12 protein-coding genes are annotated in these 15654 nt (G+C 72.0%); 7 read left to right on the forward strand and 5 right to left on the reverse strand.

The window, feature by feature from the left end; translation table 11 throughout:
* The first annotated feature begins 248 nt into the window (after positions 1-248).
* From Q2K21_RS26605 to Q2K21_RS26615, 3 genes are read left to right on the forward strand one after another with little or no spacing between them, the layout of a single operon-like run.
* Positions 249-1277, forward strand: coding sequence for an AAA family ATPase (locus Q2K21_RS26605; RefSeq protein WP_310775786.1), 1029 nt, complete (start codon positions 249-251; stop codon positions 1275-1277).
* On the forward strand, positions 1277-2635 hold the full coding sequence (locus Q2K21_RS26610) for a DUF58 domain-containing protein (RefSeq protein ID WP_310775788.1): 1359 nt from the start codon (positions 1277-1279) through the stop codon (positions 2633-2635). The genes Q2K21_RS26605 and Q2K21_RS26610 overlap by 1 nt, the downstream gene beginning before the upstream one ends.
* Positions 2632-5133, forward strand: coding sequence for a transglutaminase TgpA family protein (locus tag Q2K21_RS26615; protein ID WP_310775790.1), 2502 nt, complete (start codon positions 2632-2634; stop codon positions 5131-5133). The genes Q2K21_RS26610 and Q2K21_RS26615 overlap by 4 nt, the downstream gene beginning before the upstream one ends.
* A 235-nt stretch (positions 5134-5368) precedes the next feature.
* On the opposite strand, the gene Q2K21_RS26620 is transcribed toward Q2K21_RS26615, so the two are convergent.
* The 3 genes from Q2K21_RS26620 to Q2K21_RS26630 form a co-directional block, all read right to left on the reverse strand.
* Entirely contained in the window at positions 5369-5752 is a 384-nt protein-coding gene (locus Q2K21_RS26620; RefSeq protein WP_310775792.1) for a DUF3040 domain-containing protein, read from the reverse strand.
* Positions 5753-6041: 289 nt separating this feature from the next.
* Complete coding sequence (locus Q2K21_RS26625; protein ID WP_310775794.1) at positions 6042-6812, reverse strand: methyltransferase; 771 nt, start codon at positions 6810-6812, stop codon at positions 6042-6044.
* A 422-nt stretch (positions 6813-7234) separates the two neighbouring features.
* Positions 7235-7774 (reverse strand): SAV_6107 family HEPN domain-containing protein, encoded by a 540-nt coding sequence (locus Q2K21_RS26630; protein WP_310775796.1) that lies wholly within the window; start codon positions 7772-7774, stop codon positions 7235-7237.
* A 207-nt stretch (positions 7775-7981) separates the two neighbouring features.
* On the opposite strand from Q2K21_RS26630, the gene Q2K21_RS26635 reads away from it, so the two are divergent.
* The 4 genes from Q2K21_RS26635 (at position 7982) to Q2K21_RS26650 (ending at position 13605) form a co-directional block, all read left to right on the forward strand.
* Positions 7982-8866: an ATP-binding cassette domain-containing protein gene (locus Q2K21_RS26635; protein ID WP_386276087.1), complete on the forward strand. Its 885-nt coding sequence runs from the start codon at positions 7982-7984 to the stop codon at positions 8864-8866.
* A complete protein-coding gene (locus tag Q2K21_RS26640; RefSeq protein WP_310775800.1) occupies positions 8838-10922 on the forward strand; it encodes a YhgE/Pip domain-containing protein in 2085 nt (694 codons plus the stop codon). Before Q2K21_RS26635 ends, Q2K21_RS26640 begins: the two co-directional genes overlap by 29 nt.
* A gap of 56 nt (positions 10923-10978) precedes the next feature.
* Positions 10979-11611 (forward strand): TetR/AcrR family transcriptional regulator, encoded by a 633-nt coding sequence (locus tag Q2K21_RS26645; protein WP_310775802.1) that lies wholly within the window; start codon positions 10979-10981, stop codon positions 11609-11611.
* 467 nt (positions 11612-12078) lie between these two features.
* Complete coding sequence (locus Q2K21_RS26650; RefSeq protein WP_310775804.1) at positions 12079-13605, forward strand: phytoene desaturase family protein; 1527 nt, start codon at positions 12079-12081, stop codon at positions 13603-13605.
* A 78-nt stretch (positions 13606-13683) separates the two neighbouring features.
* Here the strand turns inward: Q2K21_RS26650 and Q2K21_RS26655 are convergent, their stop codons facing one another.
* Positions 13684-14622 carry an SCO2102 family sporulation regulator gene (locus Q2K21_RS26655; protein WP_310775806.1) on the reverse strand — a complete coding sequence of 313 codons (939 nt, stop codon included), beginning with the start codon at positions 14620-14622 and terminating at the stop codon, positions 13684-13686.
* Between the two features lie 56 nt (positions 14623-14678).
* On the reverse strand, positions 14679-15602 hold the full coding sequence (gene metF / locus Q2K21_RS26660) for a methylenetetrahydrofolate reductase [NAD(P)H] (protein WP_310775808.1): 924 nt from the start codon (positions 15600-15602) through the stop codon (positions 14679-14681).
* Between the last annotated feature and the right edge of the window lie 52 nt (positions 15603-15654).

Genomic DNA, 15654 nt, shown 5'->3' on the forward strand with positions numbered 1-15654 from the left:
GTCACCCCACCCCGACCATGGCGAGCAGCCATTCGGACAAATATCCGGACCTCGCCGCGCCAAAAAAGCCGCAAAGCAGGCATAACGCGGCCAGTTATCCACAGGCGAGTGACACGAACCGGTAACGGCAACAAGAATGCGGGTGTGGCATCACGCGGAACTATTCACGCGTGGTGTCCGTGTTTCGGGGTGGGCCGGTCCGCATCGCAGGCGTCGGCCCGGAGAAAGAACGGGCCGAGGAGGGCCGGGTGACGACCTATGACGATCGAGCGAGCCTTACTGATCTGACCGCCACTGTGGAGCGTGTCCGCAGTTCGGTGGAAGGAGTGATCGAGGGCAAGCCTGAGGTCGTACGCCTTTCGCTGACCGTGCTGCTCGCCGAGGGCCATCTTCTGATCGAGGATGTTCCCGGCGTCGGCAAGACCATGCTCGCCAAGGCGCTGGCACGGTCCATCGACTGCTCGGTGCGGCGTATCCAGTTCACGCCCGACCTGCTGCCCTCGGACATCACCGGTGTCTCCATCTGGGACCAGCAGCGCCGGGACTTCGAGTTCAAGCCAGGCGCTATCTTCGCCCAGATCGTCATCGGCGACGAGATCAACCGCGCCTCGCCCAAGACCCAGTCCGCGCTCCTGGAGTCGATGGAGGAGCGCCAGGTCACCATCGACGGCCAGACATACGAACTGCCCAGCCCCTTCATGGTGGTCGCCACCCAGAACCCGGTGGAGATGGAGGGCACCTACCCGCTGCCCGAGGCCCAGCGCGACCGCTTCATGGCCCGCGTCTCCATCGGCTACCCCAGCGCGGACGCCGAGCTGCAGATGCTCGACATCCACGGCGGGGTGAATCCGCTGGACGACCTCCAGCCGGTGGCGCACGCACACGAGATCGTGAAGCTGGTCGAGGCCGTCCGGGGCGTCCACGTCGCGGAGTCGGTCCGGCGTTACGCGGTGGACCTGGTCGCCGCCACGCGCACGCATCCCGACCTCAGACTCGGCGCCTCACCGCGCGCCACCCTGCACCTGCTGCGCGCGGCGAAGGCCTCCGCCGCCCTCAGCGGCCGGGAGTACGCGCTTCCGGACGACGTGCAGGCCCTCGCCGTGGCGGTCCTGGCCCACCGCCTGCTGCCCACCGCGCAGGCCCAGCTCAACCGGCGCACGGCGGAGCAGGTCGTCGAGGAGATCCTGCAGCGCACGCCGGTGCCCGCGGCACCCCAGCAGCAGTCCGGCCTCACGATGGGCCGGGGCTACGGCCAGCAGCCGCCCCGGAGGCTGTGATGACGCAGGGGGGGCCGGCGCACACCGCCGAGGAGGACAAGGGCGGGGTGCGGGCCGCCCTCGCCGGGCTGACCACGCGCGGGCGCTCCTTCCTGGCCGCCGGCATCGCGGCCGCGATCTGCGCCTATGTCCTCGGCCAGAGCGATCTGCTCCGGGTCGGACTCCTGCTGGCGGCGCTGCCCCTGGTGTGCGCGACCGTGCTGTACCGCACGCGCTACCGGGTCGCGAGCAGCCGCCGCCTGGCCCCCTCGCGCGTGCCCGCCGGCTCCGAGTCCCGGGTCCATCTGCGCGTGGACAACGTCTCACGGCTGCCCACCGGGCTGCTGATGCTCCAGGACCGGGTGCCGTACGTCCTCGGGCCGCGCCCCCGGTTCGTCCTGGACCGGGTGGAGGCGGGCGGCCGGCGCGAGGTGTCGTACCGCGTGCGCTCGGACCTGCGCGGCCGCTATCCGCTGGGCCCGCTCCAGTTGCGCCTGACCGATCCCTTCGGGATGTGCGAACTGACCCGCTCCTTCTCGGCGCACGACACCCTGACGGTCATCCCGCGGGTGGAGCCGCTGCCGCCGGTGCGGCTCGCGGGTGAGGCGAAGGGGTACGGCGACGGGCGGCAGCGCTCGCTGGCGCTGGCGGGCGAGGACGACGTCATCCCGCGCGGCTACCGGTACGGCGACGACCTGCGCCGGGTGCACTGGCGCTCCACCGCGCGCTACGGCGAGCTGATGGTGCGTCGCGAGGAGCAGCCGCAGCGCGCCCGGTGCACGGTGCTGCTCGACACCCGGGGTATCGCCTTCCACGGCGCGGGCCCGGACTCGGCCTTCGAGTGGGCGGTGGCGGGCGCGGCGTCCGCGCTGGTGCACATGCTGGAAAGGGGCTTCTCCGTCAGGCTGTTGACCGACACGGGCAATTCGGTGCCCGGTGAGGGGGCGGACGGGTTCGCGGGAGCGAGCCAGGAGTCCGCGGACGCGGCCGGACTGATGATGGACACGCTCGCCGTGATCGACCACTCGGACAATACGGGTCTGTCGCGCGCGTACGACGTGCTGCGCGGCGGGAACGAGGGACTGCTGGTGGCCTTCTTCGGCGCTCTCGACGAGGAACAGGCCGCAGTGGCGGCCAAGATGAGCAGACGCAGCGGCGGCGCGCTCGCCTTCGTGCTGGACAGCGACGCCTGGGGGCGCGAACCGACCGATGTGCCGGGCCCGTTGGGCCGGAGCGAGGAGCGGCTGCGGATGCTGCGCGAAGCGGGCTGGACCGCGCTGATGGTCCCCCGGGGCGTCTCACTGGCGGAGCTGTGGCGCGAGGCGGACCGGCAGCGGACGGGCGTGGGCGCCGTCAGCGGTGCGGAGGGACGGTCATGAGCGGACGGGCACGGCTGGCGCTGTGCGCCGCGGCGGCGACGCTGATGGCGTCGTGCGCCCTGCTGCCACTGGTGACGCCGGCTACCTGGCTGTTCCAGGCGGCCTTCTTGGTAGCGGTGCAGACCGGTGTGGGCGCGCTGGCCCGGCGAGTGCCGCTGGCGCGTTCGCTGACCATCGCCTGCCAGGCGGTGGTCAGCCTGGTGCTGCTCACCCTGACCTTCGCCCGCAGCCAGTCCATCGCCGGGTTCGTCCCCGGCCCCGACACCTTCCATCGCTTCGGGGTGCTGTTGCAGGCGGGCGCGGACGACGTCGGCAGGTTCGCGATCCCGGCGCCGCTGACCCCGGGGATCCGGCTGATGATCGTCGGCGGGGTCCTGGTGATCGGGCTTCTGGTGGACGCGCTGGCGGTGACGTTCCGCGCGGCGGCCCCGGCCGGACTGCCGCTGCTCGCGCTGTACTCGGTGGCCGCGGGCCTCTCCAACGGCGGCGCCGACTGGCTGTGGTTCCTCGTAGCCGCGGGCGGCTATCTGATGCTGCTGCTGGCCGAGGGCCGCGACCGGCTCTCCCAGTGGGGGCGGGTCTTCAGCGGCGGCCCCCGCACACCGGGCGCGGACTCAGGCGGCGCCGTCGCCCCCGTCCGCGCCGGTCGGCGCATCGGCGTGGTCGCGCTGGGCATCGCCCTGGTGGTGCCGCTCGCCCTCCCCTCGCTCTCCGGCGGGCTGCTGGACGGCGCCGGGACCGGCGTCGGCACGGGCATCGGCGACGGCGGCACGATCTCCGCGGTCAATCCCCTGGTGTCACTGCGAGACAGCCTCAACGTGAACGAGGACCGCCAGGTCATGGCGTACCGCACCAACTCGGACGACACCCAGGACATGTACCTGCGGATCGTCGCCCTCGACGACTTCGACGGCACGACCTGGAAGCCCGCCCAGCGGCACATCACCGCCGTCCCGGACACGCTCCCCACGCCGACCGGCCTCGCGGGCGACGTGCGCCGGACCGAGGTGGAGACGCGGATCTCGGCGGCGGACTGGTACGCACAGGACTGGCTGCCGATGCCGTACCCCGCGACGAGCGTGAACATCAAGGGAAACTGGCGGTACGAGCCGGTGGGCCGGACGCTGGTGGGCGACCACGGGCAGAACACCCGGGGCGTGCAGTACGACGTCAAGAGCCTGATCGTGCAGCCGACCGCGGAGCAGCTGGCCACAGCGCCGGAACCGTCGGCGGCACTCAAGCGCCAGTTCACGAAGGTGCCCGGGTCCCTGCCTGCGGTGGTGGCCGCGACGGCCCGCCGGGTGACCGCGGGGTCGTCGAACCACTACGAGGAGGCGGTCAAGCTCCAGGACTACTTCGCCCTCGACGGCGGGTTCATCTACAACACGCAGGTCCAGGTGGGCAGCGGGCCCGGGGCCATCGCCCGGTTCCTGAAGGACAAAGAAGGCTTCTGCGTGCACTTCTCCTTCGCGATGGCCGCGATGGCGCGGACGCTGGGGATACCGGCGCGGGTCGCGGTGGGCTTCACCCCGGGCTCCGTGCAGACGGACGGTTCGATGTCGGTGGGGCTGCGGGACGCGCACGCCTGGCCGGAGCTGTTCTTCGAGGGCGTGGGCTGGACCCGCTTCGAGCCGACCCCGAACCGGGGATCGACACCGTCCTACACACAGACGAACACGCCGACCGGGGAGAACCCGGCCGTGCCGCGGCCGTCACTGTCCTCGTCCACCGCCCCGTCCGCCGCTCCGTCGGCGAGCGAGAGCTGCACGGTCCAGATGAAGAAGATGGACGCGTGCCCGAGCCAGTCCTCGCAGGCCGCGGTGGGCTCCGGGAACGACGGGCCGCCGTGGTACCAGAGCCTGGTGTGGGTGCTCCTGGGGCTGGCCCTGCTCGCGGTGCCGCTGACGCCGATGCTGTGGCGGCTCAGGAGCCGGTCGGTGCGGCTGGCCTCGGCCCGGCACGCGGCGTCCGCTCCGGCGCCGGGCCGCGCACGCCGCGGGGATCGTGCCGGCGAGCAGCACACGGATGAGATCGGGATGACCGTGCTGCCGGGCGAGGCGCCCCCGGGCCGGGCCACCGAGGTCGTCGTGGGGCACACCCTCGCCGTGTGGCGCGAGCTCACGGACACGGCGTGGGACTACGGCATCCTGCCGGACGACGCGCTGACGCCGCGGAAGGCGGCCGAGCGGATCGTGCGGCTCGGCCGGCTGGACGCGTCGACGGCCGCGGCCGTGCACCGGGTGGCGGGAGCCGTGGAGCAGGTGCTCTTCGCCCCTCAGCCGCGTGCCCAGGCCGGGCTGGTCGACGACGTGCGCAGGCTACGGGTGGCGCTGCGGTCGACAGCCGGCCGGCGGGCCAGGGTGCGTGCGGTCCTGGCACCGCGCTCGGCCAAGCGTGCCGTCTGGGCCGTCGCCGACCGCTGGGCGGATCTCAAGGCCCGCTGGGCGGCGCGCTGGGCGGCCCTGGTACGGCGCCCGTCCGGGCAGCAGAGCGGCTGACACACCACACCGCCCGCCCCGTCCTCGGTTTCCGCGGACGGGGCGGGCGGTGTTGCGTCGCAGGACAGCCCTGACCTCGCTGAAACGGCTATGACCTCGCCGAAAGCGGCTCTGATCGCTGAAAACGGCTATCGCTGACACGGCTCTGACGGCCACTCCCGGCACGCATCAGGGGGCGACCACCCCATAGGTGGTCGCCCCCTGATGCGTAGGTCTTCGGCCGCCGCCCGGAGGGCTACTGGCCCTGTTCGTCCCGGCGTCGCTGCCAGCGTTGTTCGATGCGGTCCATCATGGAGCGTCGCTGCCGGACCTGCCTGCGGGCGCCTGGCGCCCCCTGCTCACCCGGCTTGGGGGCCTTGCGCCAACCGGTCACGGCGAGCACGGCGCAGCCCAGCATGACCAGGAACCCGACCACACTGATCCAGATCTGCTGCGCGACCATTCCGGCCATGAGGAGCGCGATACCCACCAGGAAGCCCGCGACCGCCTGGTAGACCCGTCGCCGGGTGTACGTACGCAGCCCGCTTCCCTCAAGCGCTGTCGCGAACTTGGGATCTTCGGCGTACAGCGCTCGCTCCATCTGCTCGAGCATTCGCTGCTCGTGCTCCGAGAGCGGCACGGAGTCCTCCTCATCGTGCAGTCGCCGGGGCGACCGGGGGTCCCCTTCAGGATAGGCAGGGAATCGCCCCCTTGAAACCCGCCCCTCTACGCCAATTGGCCAACCGGAACCCGCCATGGCCGTCCCGGCTCACTGAGGCTTCCATTCCCCAGCGGCCGACCCGTCATGCCGGAAGGTCTCCCTCGATCATACGGCTCGGATCGCCCGATCGGGGGGCCTGTGGCGTACTCCATCCGCCGCCCAGCCGCTGATCAGCGGCGCGCTCCTCCGGCTCTCCCGCCGGAGGCGTTCAGGCCTCGGCTGCTTCCCTGGTCTCGCCGAGGACATGGAGCTGCGTGGCCACGGAGTGGAACGAGGGAAGCTCGGCGGCCGCGGCCTCCAGCTTGAGCAGCGCCTCCAGGGCGCCCGGCTCGGTGTCCACCAGGACGCCGGGGACGAGGTCCGCGAAGACCCGGACGCCGTGCACGGCAGCTACGCGCAGGCCCGCGTCCTCGACGAGCGCGGTGAGCTGTTCCGCGGTGAAGCGGTGCGGCACGGGGTCGCCCGCGCCCCAGCGGCCGTTCGGGTCCTCCAGCGCCTGCTTGGCCTCCTTGAAGTGCCCGGCGAGGGCCCGCGCGAGCACCGCGCCGCCGAGACCGGCGGCAAGCAGGCTGAGAACGCCTTCGGGGCGCAGCGCGTCCACCGCGTTGCGGACGCCCTCGGCCGGGTCGTCCACGTACTCCAGGACGCCGTGGCACAGCACCGCGTCGTAGCCGCCGCGCTCGACCACGTCGAAGAGGCCGTGGGCGTCACCCTGAACGCCCTGTACCCGGTCGGCGACACCGGCCTCGGCGGCCCGGCGCTCCAGTGCGAACAGTGCGTTCGGGCTGGGGTCCACGACGGTGACACGGTGGCCGAGGCGGGCGACGGGCACCGCGAAGTTACCGCTGCCGCCGCCGGTGTCGAGGACGTCCAGCACGTCCCGCCCCGTGGCCTTGACGCGGCGGTCGAGGGCGTCCTTGAGGACCTCCCAGACCACGGCGGTACGGAGGGAGGCGCGGGGGCGCATCGGGTCCGACACGGCAGTTGACTCCTCGGCGCGGCACCGCCTGGTGTGGGGCGGAGCGATCGAACGGCCTTCCCGCCCTCGGTACCAGGCGAAAGGCTCAGGACGTCTCCACCCTATTGCCTCCGTCACCGTGACCGACGTCCTGTCCGCCCGTCGAACAACGCGCCGCCGCGCCCCGCCTTGCGCCGCAGGGCGGCGTACGGAGGACATCAGCTCCGAGCAGGCTCACGTCCCCGGTCAGCGCGGCTCACGTCCCCGGTCAGCCACGCCTGGTGGCCCACGCTCCGCCGCGAAACCCCGCCCCGCCGATGGCGAGGGCCCCGACCTACCCCGGCCCACGACGCGCCCGGCCCATGACCCACCCGGCTCGACCCGGCTCGACCCGGCTCGACGCGGCTCGACCCCGTGCCCGGCCCGGTCAACGCCCCTGCGTCTCACCCCGCGTCGGGCATCCCCCGTTCCTCCTCCTGCCGTGGCTGCGGCAGGACCGGCTGGAGTCCCAGCATGCGCTCGACCAGGCGCAGGAACATCGCCACCTCCCGTATCAGGTCGTCAGCGTCGCGGGTGCCGGCCGCGCCCTTGATGCCGGCCTCGGCACGGGCGCGACGGGCGGCGCCGGAGGCGAACAGCGCGCTCCACTCGGTGAGTTCGGGCGCGATCTCGGGGAGCACTTCCCAGGCGCTCCTGATCTTGGCGCGGCGCCGGGCGGTGGGCTCCGGGCGGCCGCGCGCGGCGAGTACGGCGGCGGCCGTGCGCAGGGCCGCCAGATGAGCTGTCGCGTACCGCTCGTTGGGCGTTTCGAGGAGGGCCGCCTCGTCGAGTCCGGCGCGGGCCTGGGCGAGCAGGTCGAGTGCGGCGGGCGGGGCCGTGGCCCGGCGCAGCACGGGGTGCACATCGCTCGCCGGGCCGGTCAGTGAGGGGGCAGGGCCGGTGGCGCGGCGCCGGGGTGCGGCGGCTGCGTGATAGCTGGCCATGACGAACCTCCTGTCGTCTGTGTGACGGCACGCCCTGATACGGGGTGCCGTATGTGCCCATCGTGCGGTATGCCACTGACAATCCGTTCTGACCTGGGCTTTTGCTTCGCTCAGGGGTTCGGAGTAGTTTTTGCACTGACCAGTCAGTTCAAAAGAGGGAAGCGGGCGGCCCTGACCGGGGTGCCCGTGCAGGGGAAGCGAGGGGGGATGGACGTGTCAGAGCCGACGGCCGGGGTCGCCGTCGCGGCCGCGGACTTCGGGCTGAAGGGGCCGCGCGGCTGGGCCTTCCGAAGCGTCGGTTTCGAGGCGGAGCCTGGCTCGCTCATCGCGATCGAGGGGCCCTCGGGCTCCGGGCGGACCTGTCTGCTGCTCGCGCTCACCGGGCGGATGAAGCCGAGCGAGGGGCGGGCGACGGTCGGCCCGCACGGGCTGCCCAAGGGCATGTCGGCCGTGCGCCGGATCAGCGCGCTCGCGTATGTGCCCGGGGTCACCGATCTCGACCCGGCGCTCACCGTCGGGGAGCACCTGCGCGAACGCGCCCTGCTGGAGAGCCGGTTCGGGGACTCCCTGCGCACGCTGCTGCGGCCGCGTTCGGAACGGGCCGTCGAGACCGAGTCGCGGATCGACACCGCCCTCGCCGCCGCCGGACTCGACCTGGCGGCCCTCCCGAAGGGCTCCCGGACCGCCGTACGCGACCTTGAGCGCCTGGAGACCCTGCGGCTGTCCGTGGCGCTGGCCATGGTCGGCCGTCCCCGGCTGCTGGCCGTCGACGACACCGACCTCAAGCTCTCCGCCGCCGACCGGGCCGCGGCCTGGGACCTGTTGAGGTCCCTCACCCAGGCCGGGACCACGGTCATCGCGGTGTGCAGTCAGGCCCCCGAGGACGCCGTCGTTGTGTCGACGGCACCGATGTCGACGGCACGGGCGTCGGCGGCACGGGCGTCGGCGGCACGGTTATCGACAGCGCCCGCCGACGACGCGCATGACGACGACGTCGAAGAAGACGACGCGGAGCACGACGACGTGAAGCACGACGACGTGGAAGACGACAAGGAGACGGCGGATGCGCTCGCCGAAGCTGGCCGCGCTTGAACTCAGGCGCTTCGGCAGGGGGAAGCTGCCGCGCGCGGCGCTGGCCGCGCTCCTGCTTCTGCCACTGCTGTACGGCGCCCTGTACCTGTGGTCGTTCTGGGACCCGTACGGGCGGCTCGACCGCATCCCCGTGGCGCTCGTCGACGACGACAAGGGGGCGACGGCCGCCGGCCGGCGGATCACCGTGGGCGACGACATCGCCAAGGGGCTGCGCGAGAGCGACACCTTCGAGTGGCACGAGGTCAGCGCCGCCGAGGCAGGGAAGGGCGTCGAGAACGGCACCTACTACATGTCGCTGACCATGCCGTCCGACTTCAGCGAGCGGATCGCCTCCAGCTCCGGGGACTCCCCCGAGACGGGCGCCCTCCAGGTGCGTACGAACGACGCGAACAACTACATCGTCGGGCAGATCTCCCGCACGGTGTTCAACGAGGTACGCACGGCGGCCTCCACGAAGGCGTCGCGGTCGTTCCTCGACAGGATCTTCATCTCGTTCTCGGACATCCACGGGGCGACCGTGCGGGCCGCAGAGGGGGCCGACCGGCTCACGGGCGGGCTCGGCACGGCGGAGAAGGGCTCCAAGGACCTCGCCGACGGGCTCAAGGAGGCCAAGAAGGGCAGCGGAAGGCTGTCGAGCGGCCTGAGGAAGCTCAACACGGGCGCGGGCGACCTCCAGGACGGTGCGCGGCAGGTCGCGGACGGCACCCGGGCGCTGGCCGACCGGGTGAACGGCGCGGCCGACCAGGTGCGGCCCTTCCTGAAGAAGAACAGCAGGCAGATCGCCGACACCGCGACCCTGGTGGCCGATTCGGCGGGCGTGATCAGCGACCACCTCGACGCGTTCGTCACCACGGCCCCGCTCGCGGAGAGCGGCACCCGCAAAGCGTCCGAGACCCTGGAAGCGGTCTACGCGAAGCGCTGTGTGCACCAGCTCGTGCCCGACCTCGCGTGCGACGACCTCAAGAAGGCGAAGGACGCCGCGGCGGACGCGGCACGACTCGCCAAGGACGTGAACACCGTGGTGCGGGACTACCACGGCGACACGACCGCCCTGCGGAAGGACCTGAAGACCCTCCAGCGACAGGCCCGAGCGCTCGCCCAGGCGGCGCCGCACCTCTCCGAGGACCTCGACGACGCGGTCGCCAAGGTGAACGCGCTCGACAAGGGCGCCACACAGGTCGCCGCGGGGGCCACGAAACTGCACACCGGACTCGGCACCGCCACGACCGGCGCGGCCGATCTGGACACGGGCGTCGGCAAGCTGAAGTCGGGCGCGATCGACCTCAACGGCGGCATGTACAAGCTCGTCGACGGTTCCGGAAAGCTCGCCGGCGGACTGCACGACGGTGCGGGGAAGATCCCCGACTACGACAAACAGGACCGCGATCAGCGCACGCAGGTCATGTCCGACCCGGTGCAGCTCGCCTCCCAGGACCTGCACAAGGCGCCGAACTACGGCACCGGCTTCGCCCCGTACTTCATCCCGCTGTCGCTGTGGGTGGGCGCGATGGTGGCGTACATGCTGATCCCGCCGCTGAACCGGCGCGCGCTCGCCGCGGGCGCCTCCGCCTGGCGGATCGCGCTGGCGGGCTGGCTGCCGGTGGCCGCCGTGGGCGTGCTCCAGACGGCCGCCCTCATGGCGGTGCTGCACTGGGCGATCGGACTTCAGATGGCGCACGCGGCGGGGACGATCGGCTTCCTGTTCCTGGTGACGGCGTGCTTCGCCGCGCTCGTCCAGTGGCTGAACGCACGCTTCGGAGCGGCGGGCCGGATCCTCGTCCTCGCCCTGCTGATGCTCCAGCTGACGTCCGCGGGCGGCACGTATCCCGTGCAGACCAGTCCGGGCTTCTTCAACGCGATCCACCCCTTCCTGCCGATGAGTTACATCGTCGAGGCCCTCAGGAGGCTGATCACGGGAGGCGGCCTGGGACCGGTGTGGCAGGCATGTGCCGTGCTGGCGGCGTTCACCGCGGGCGCCGTCGCGCTCACCGCCCTGTCGGCCCGTCGCAAGCAGGTGTGGACCCTGGACCGGCTGCACCCGGAGCTGAGCCTGTGACGACCGCAACCGGGCCTGTGCCCGCGCACCCGGCCGCTCCTGTGACAATCAACGCCATGGAACGCAGCAGTGCCGCCGCGGGAGGCGTCTCGAGCCGCCGCGAGGCGACCCGGCAGAAACTCTACGAGGCAGCCGTCACCCTCATCGCGGAGCAGGGATTCTCCGCCACCACCGTCGACGAGATCGCCGAGCGGGCCGGCGTCGCGAAGGGCACGGTCTACTACAACTTCGCGAGCAAGTCCGTTCTCTTCGAGGAGCTGCTGCGGCACGGGGTGGGACTCCTCACCGCCTCCCTGCGGGAGGCGGCCGAGAAGACCGCCCTGGCCGGCGGCACCAAGGTGGACGCCCTGGACGCGATGATCCGCGCGGGACTCGGCTTCATCGCCCGCTACCCGGCCTTCACCCAGCTGTACGTGGCCGAGCTGTGGCGCACCAACCGGGCCTGGCAGTCCACGCTGATGGTGGTCCGCCAGCAGGTCGTCGCGGTCATCGAGGACGTGCTGCGCGAGGGCGTGACGAACGGCGAGTTCAGCGACGAGATCGACATCCCGCTCACGGCGGCCGCGCTGGTCGGCATGGTCTTGGTGGCGGCCCTGGACTGGCAGTCGTTCCAGCCGGAGCGCTCTCTGGACGATGTCCACGCGGCGCTGTCGCGGCTGCTCCAGGGGCGCGTGAGCGGCGGCCGGTAGCGCGGTCGACAGACGAAAGCGCCGGTCCGGGTCGGCCGCGTCCCCCGCGGGCCGTCCCGAACCGGCGCTCCGTCGTACTCCCCCGTGCCCCCGTGACCCCCGTTCGGTCATTCCCCCGGGTCTCCCCGTGTCTCGCTTCCGCCGAACCGGGCCGACGGAAGGAGCGGACAAGGGCGGGCACCGTTCCGCCGCCCCGTGTCGGCGGTGCCGGAGCCGTGCCCCTTTCCGTGTCTCCACTCTCTCGTTCGCGCAGGTCGGACCCCATCCGCGCGCGTACTCATCTCACCGACTAGGTACGGATACTCAGACCTACGCGCTCACCCCCAGAGCACTCCGAGGCCGGCTGGTGACGACCGCGTCCGTTCCGGTACTCCCCGGCCGGGGTGGAACGGCTCGACGGACCCGGCGAAAGCGCTGGTCACAGGGGCGTGGGTGGATTGTCGGTGGCGGCCTATAAAGTCGCTGGCATGGCACGGATTGCGGTGATCGGCGCCGGGATGGGCGCGATGGCGGCCGCCGCCCGGCTGGCCGTCGCGGGCCACCGGGTGGTGGTGTACGAACGTACGGAGACGTACGGCGGTGCGCTGCGCCGCTTCGCGCGGGACGGTTTCTCCTTCGACACGGGACCGGGCCTGTTGCCGCTGCCCGCGGTCTACCGCGATCTGTTCGTCAAGACGGGCAAGGAGCCGCTGGAGGCCTGCGTCGAGTTGGTCCAGGTGGACCCGTCGGCGCGGCACGTCTTCGCGGACGGCACGGAGGTCTCGCTGCCGAACGCGTCGCGCGCGGGCGTCGTGTCGGCGCTGGACGTGGCGCTCGGCGAGGGCGCGGGCGAGCGCTGGGGAGACTTCCTGGTACGGGCGCGCGAGGCCTGGGACCGCACGCGCCGGCCGCTCCTGGAGGAGCCGCTGTGGCCCAACTGGTCTGTGCTGGCCGAGCGCGAGCCGTATCCGGCGGTGCCGCACAAGAAGCTGCTGCGCACCCGGCGGGCCGGCACGCTCGCCGAGGTCGGCGCCTGGGAGCTGCGCGACCCGCGGCTTGTGGCCCTGTTGGAGAGCCACGCCCTGGCGTACGGCCTGGATCCGCGGACCACTCCGGCGAGCGCGGCCGTGCTGCCGTATCTGGAGCACGCCTTCGGCACCTGGTATGTGCGCGGGGGGATGCGGGAGTTGGCGCGTGCCGTGTACGAGCGCTGCGTGAAGCGGAAGGTCGAATTCGTCTTCGGCGCCGAGGTCACCGGGATCGTCGAGAAGGACGGCCGGGTGGCCGGGGTGGAGCTGGCTGGGGGCACCTCCCAGGCGTTTGGCTCTGGGGGAGGTTCGGTTGCGGAGGCGGACCATGTGGTGGCCGGGGTCGCGCCGGGCGTTCTCGACCGCGTGGTCCCGGGGGCGGCCGCCGCGCGGGGTGGGGGTGAGGTGGCACCGCAGCGCGGGATGCCCAGCCGGCTGACGGTACTGCTGGCGCTGCGTGGTGGCCGGCCCGAGGGTGCCGCGCACCGGACGGTGGTCCACGCGGCCGACCGCGAGGGCGAGTTGGACCGGCTCTTCGGGCACTCCGCCGGGCTGCCGACCGGCGCGACGGTGACGGTGCTGCGCCCGGACGACCCCGCGCTGGTGCCCGACGCCGGGCACGAGGCGGTCACGCTGACGGTCACGGTGCCGTCGGGTTCGAGCGCCTCCGAGTCCGACGTGGACCACATCCTCGAAGCCGCCGGGCGCGCGATACCCGGCCTCCGTGACCGCGTCCTGTGGCACGAGGTGCGCACCCCCGCCGACATCGCCGAGGACACCGGCGTGGCCGGCGGCGCGATCCCGGCACCGGCTCTCGCCGCGGCCGACGGCCGTCTGCTGCAACCGTCCAACAACACCCGGATCCCGGGCCTGTTCACGGTCGGCGGCTGGTCCCACCCCGGCGGCGGTCTCCCGCACGCCGGAATGTCGGGCGCCCTGGTCGCCGGACTCATCGTGGAGGGACCGGACTTCCGCGGCTCGCAGTGAGGATGCCGGGGTGGTCGGTGATACGACGAGGGCCCGGCGGTCGGCGCCGGGCCCTCGGACGATCGTGACGGCGGCCGATCAGAAGCGGTACTGCTCGTCGTACCCGTTCCCGTTAGGCGTGCCGTTGCCCTGGTAGGGGTAGGGCTGCTCCGGCGGGAGCTCGCCGCCGAACGCGTCGTCGGTGGTGCGCTGTTGGGGAACCCAGACACCACCGGGCGGGGTCTCGCCGTACGTGCCGGTGGCGTACTGGTCCTGGCCGTACGCCTGCTGGCCGTACGCCTGCTGGCCGTAGTGCTGCTGGCCGCCGTACGAGGTGTCGTACGAGCCGCCGCCATAGGTCTGCGCGCCCTGGTACGGGTCGGAGTAGCCGGCGTACTGCTGCTGGCCGTTGTCGTAGCCGTACTGCTGCTGGCCGTATCCGGAGTAGCCGTCGTACGCGTAGGCCTGCTGGTCCTGGGTCTGGCCGGCACCGGCGTAGGACTGGTCGGCCGCCGCCGCGTAGGCCGCCTCGGAGTAGACGCCGTAGGAACCGGTCTCCTCGGGCAGGGGCTGCGGCTCGTAGACGGCGGTCGCCTCGGCCGCGGTCTCCGCGGGCTGCGGGCGGTTGAAGACATCGTCGTCATTGTCGTTGTCGCGGTACGCGTCGTCCTGCCGGTACGTTCCGGCATCGGTCGACTCCGGGTCGGGGACCTCCGGCGCCTCTTCCTGGAGGGGCGCCTCGCCACGGCGGCGCTTGCTGCCGCCGCCGCCCTCCTCGCGTGTGCGGTTGCCGACCGCCCAGCCCTCGGCGAAACCGCGCCGGAACGACAGCGTGACGTAGGTCTGCCCCACCGCGAACGCGGCCGCGCCCAGCCCGATGACCACCACGGAAGGAATCAGCACGCCCAGCACGACGCCGAGGAAGCCGACGAACGCCAACAGCCGCCAGCGCAAGCGCGCCTTGTACTGCAGCAACACCTCGCCGAGCAGCCACAGCGCGACGATGCCGAACGCGATGTAGAGGACCGTCCAGCCCATGTACGCCCCTCTCCCAGTGGCCGCTACGCAGTGTGTCGTATGCGGGTGCGGCCGGTCTAGGCCTGCTGCGGATGGTGCAGACCCAGATTTTCGTAGATTTCCAGCGTCGCCGTGGAGTTGTTGAGTGTAATGAAGTGCAGTCCGGGGACTCCCTCGGACAGCAGCCTCGCGCAGAACTCCGTGGCAAACTCGATTCCAATCGAGCGTACAGCCGCCGGATCGTCTTTGGCTGTGAGGATCCGGTCTTTCAGAGCGGTGGGGATGGCGGCGTTGCTGAGCTGCGGCAGCCGCTCCAGCATCCGCACACTGGTGACGGGCATGACCTCGGGGATGACCGGGGTCGCGCAGCCGGCCTCGGCGACCCGGTCACGCAGGCGCAGGTACGACTCCGGCTGGAAGAACATCTGCGTGATCGCGTAGTCGGCGCCGGCCCGGCACTTGTCGACGAAGTGCGCGACGTCCGTGTCCCAGTCGTCGGAGCGCGGGTGCATCTCGGGGAAGGCGGCGACGCCCACGCAGAAGTCGCCCGACTCCTTGATGAGTTGGACGAGTTCGGCCGCGTAGGTCAGGCCCTCGGGGTGCCGGACCCACTCGCCCATGGGGTCGCCGGGCGGGTCGCCGCGGACGGCGAGCATATTGCGGATCCCGGCGTCCGCGAACTGGCCGATGATGTTGCGCAGCTCCGCGATGGAGTGGTTGACCGCGGTGAGGTGGGCGACCGGCGTGAGCGTCGTGTCGACGACGATCTGCTGGGTCTCCTTGACGGTGCCCGCGCGCGTGGAACCGCCCGCGCCGTACGTCACCGAGACGAAGTCGGGGGCGACCGCCTCGACCCTCCTGAGCGCGCTCCACAGGTTCCGCTCACCCTTGGGGGTCTTCGGTGCCGAGAACTCGAACGAATACGTCGTCTTGCCGGCGGCGAGGATGTCGCGCACCGTGCGTGCGCGGTCAGTCCTGGTCGATGCGGTTCCGAGGGCCATAGTCGCAGGTTAGCCACGGCGAGGCGGTCACCCAACCGGATGGCTGATATTT

It is taken from the genome of Streptomyces sp. CGMCC 4.7035 (genome assembly GCF_031583065.1).
Lineage (GTDB): Bacteria > Actinomycetota > Actinomycetes > Streptomycetales > Streptomycetaceae > Streptomyces > Streptomyces yaanensis.

Excerpts from the sequence above, each read along its gene's own strand:
- Q2K21_RS26610 (WP_310775788.1), top strand. The coding sequence starts at position 1,277 with ATGACGCAGGGGGGGCCGGCGCACACCGCCGAGGAGGACAAGGGCGGG.
- Q2K21_RS26655 (WP_310775806.1), bottom strand. The coding sequence starts at position 14,622 with ATGGGCTGGACGGTCCTCTACATCGCGTTCGGCATCGTCGCGCTGTGG.
- Q2K21_RS26640 (WP_310775800.1), top strand. The coding sequence starts at position 8,838 with ATGCGCTCGCCGAAGCTGGCCGCGCTTGAACTCAGGCGCTTCGGCAGG.
- Q2K21_RS26635 (WP_386276087.1), top strand. The coding sequence starts at position 7,982 with ATGGACGTGTCAGAGCCGACGGCCGGGGTCGCCGTCGCGGCCGCGGAC.
- Q2K21_RS26650 (WP_310775804.1), top strand. The coding sequence starts at position 12,079 with ATGGCACGGATTGCGGTGATCGGCGCCGGGATGGGCGCGATGGCGGCC.
- Q2K21_RS26645 (WP_310775802.1), top strand. The coding sequence starts at position 10,979 with ATGGAACGCAGCAGTGCCGCCGCGGGAGGCGTCTCGAGCCGCCGCGAG.
- Q2K21_RS26615 (WP_310775790.1), top strand. The coding sequence starts at position 2,632 with ATGAGCGGACGGGCACGGCTGGCGCTGTGCGCCGCGGCGGCGACGCTG.
- Q2K21_RS26630 (WP_310775796.1), bottom strand. The coding sequence starts at position 7,774 with ATGGCCAGCTATCACGCAGCCGCCGCACCCCGGCGCCGCGCCACCGGC.
- metF (WP_310775808.1), bottom strand. The coding sequence starts at position 15,602 with ATGGCCCTCGGAACCGCATCGACCAGGACTGACCGCGCACGCACGGTG.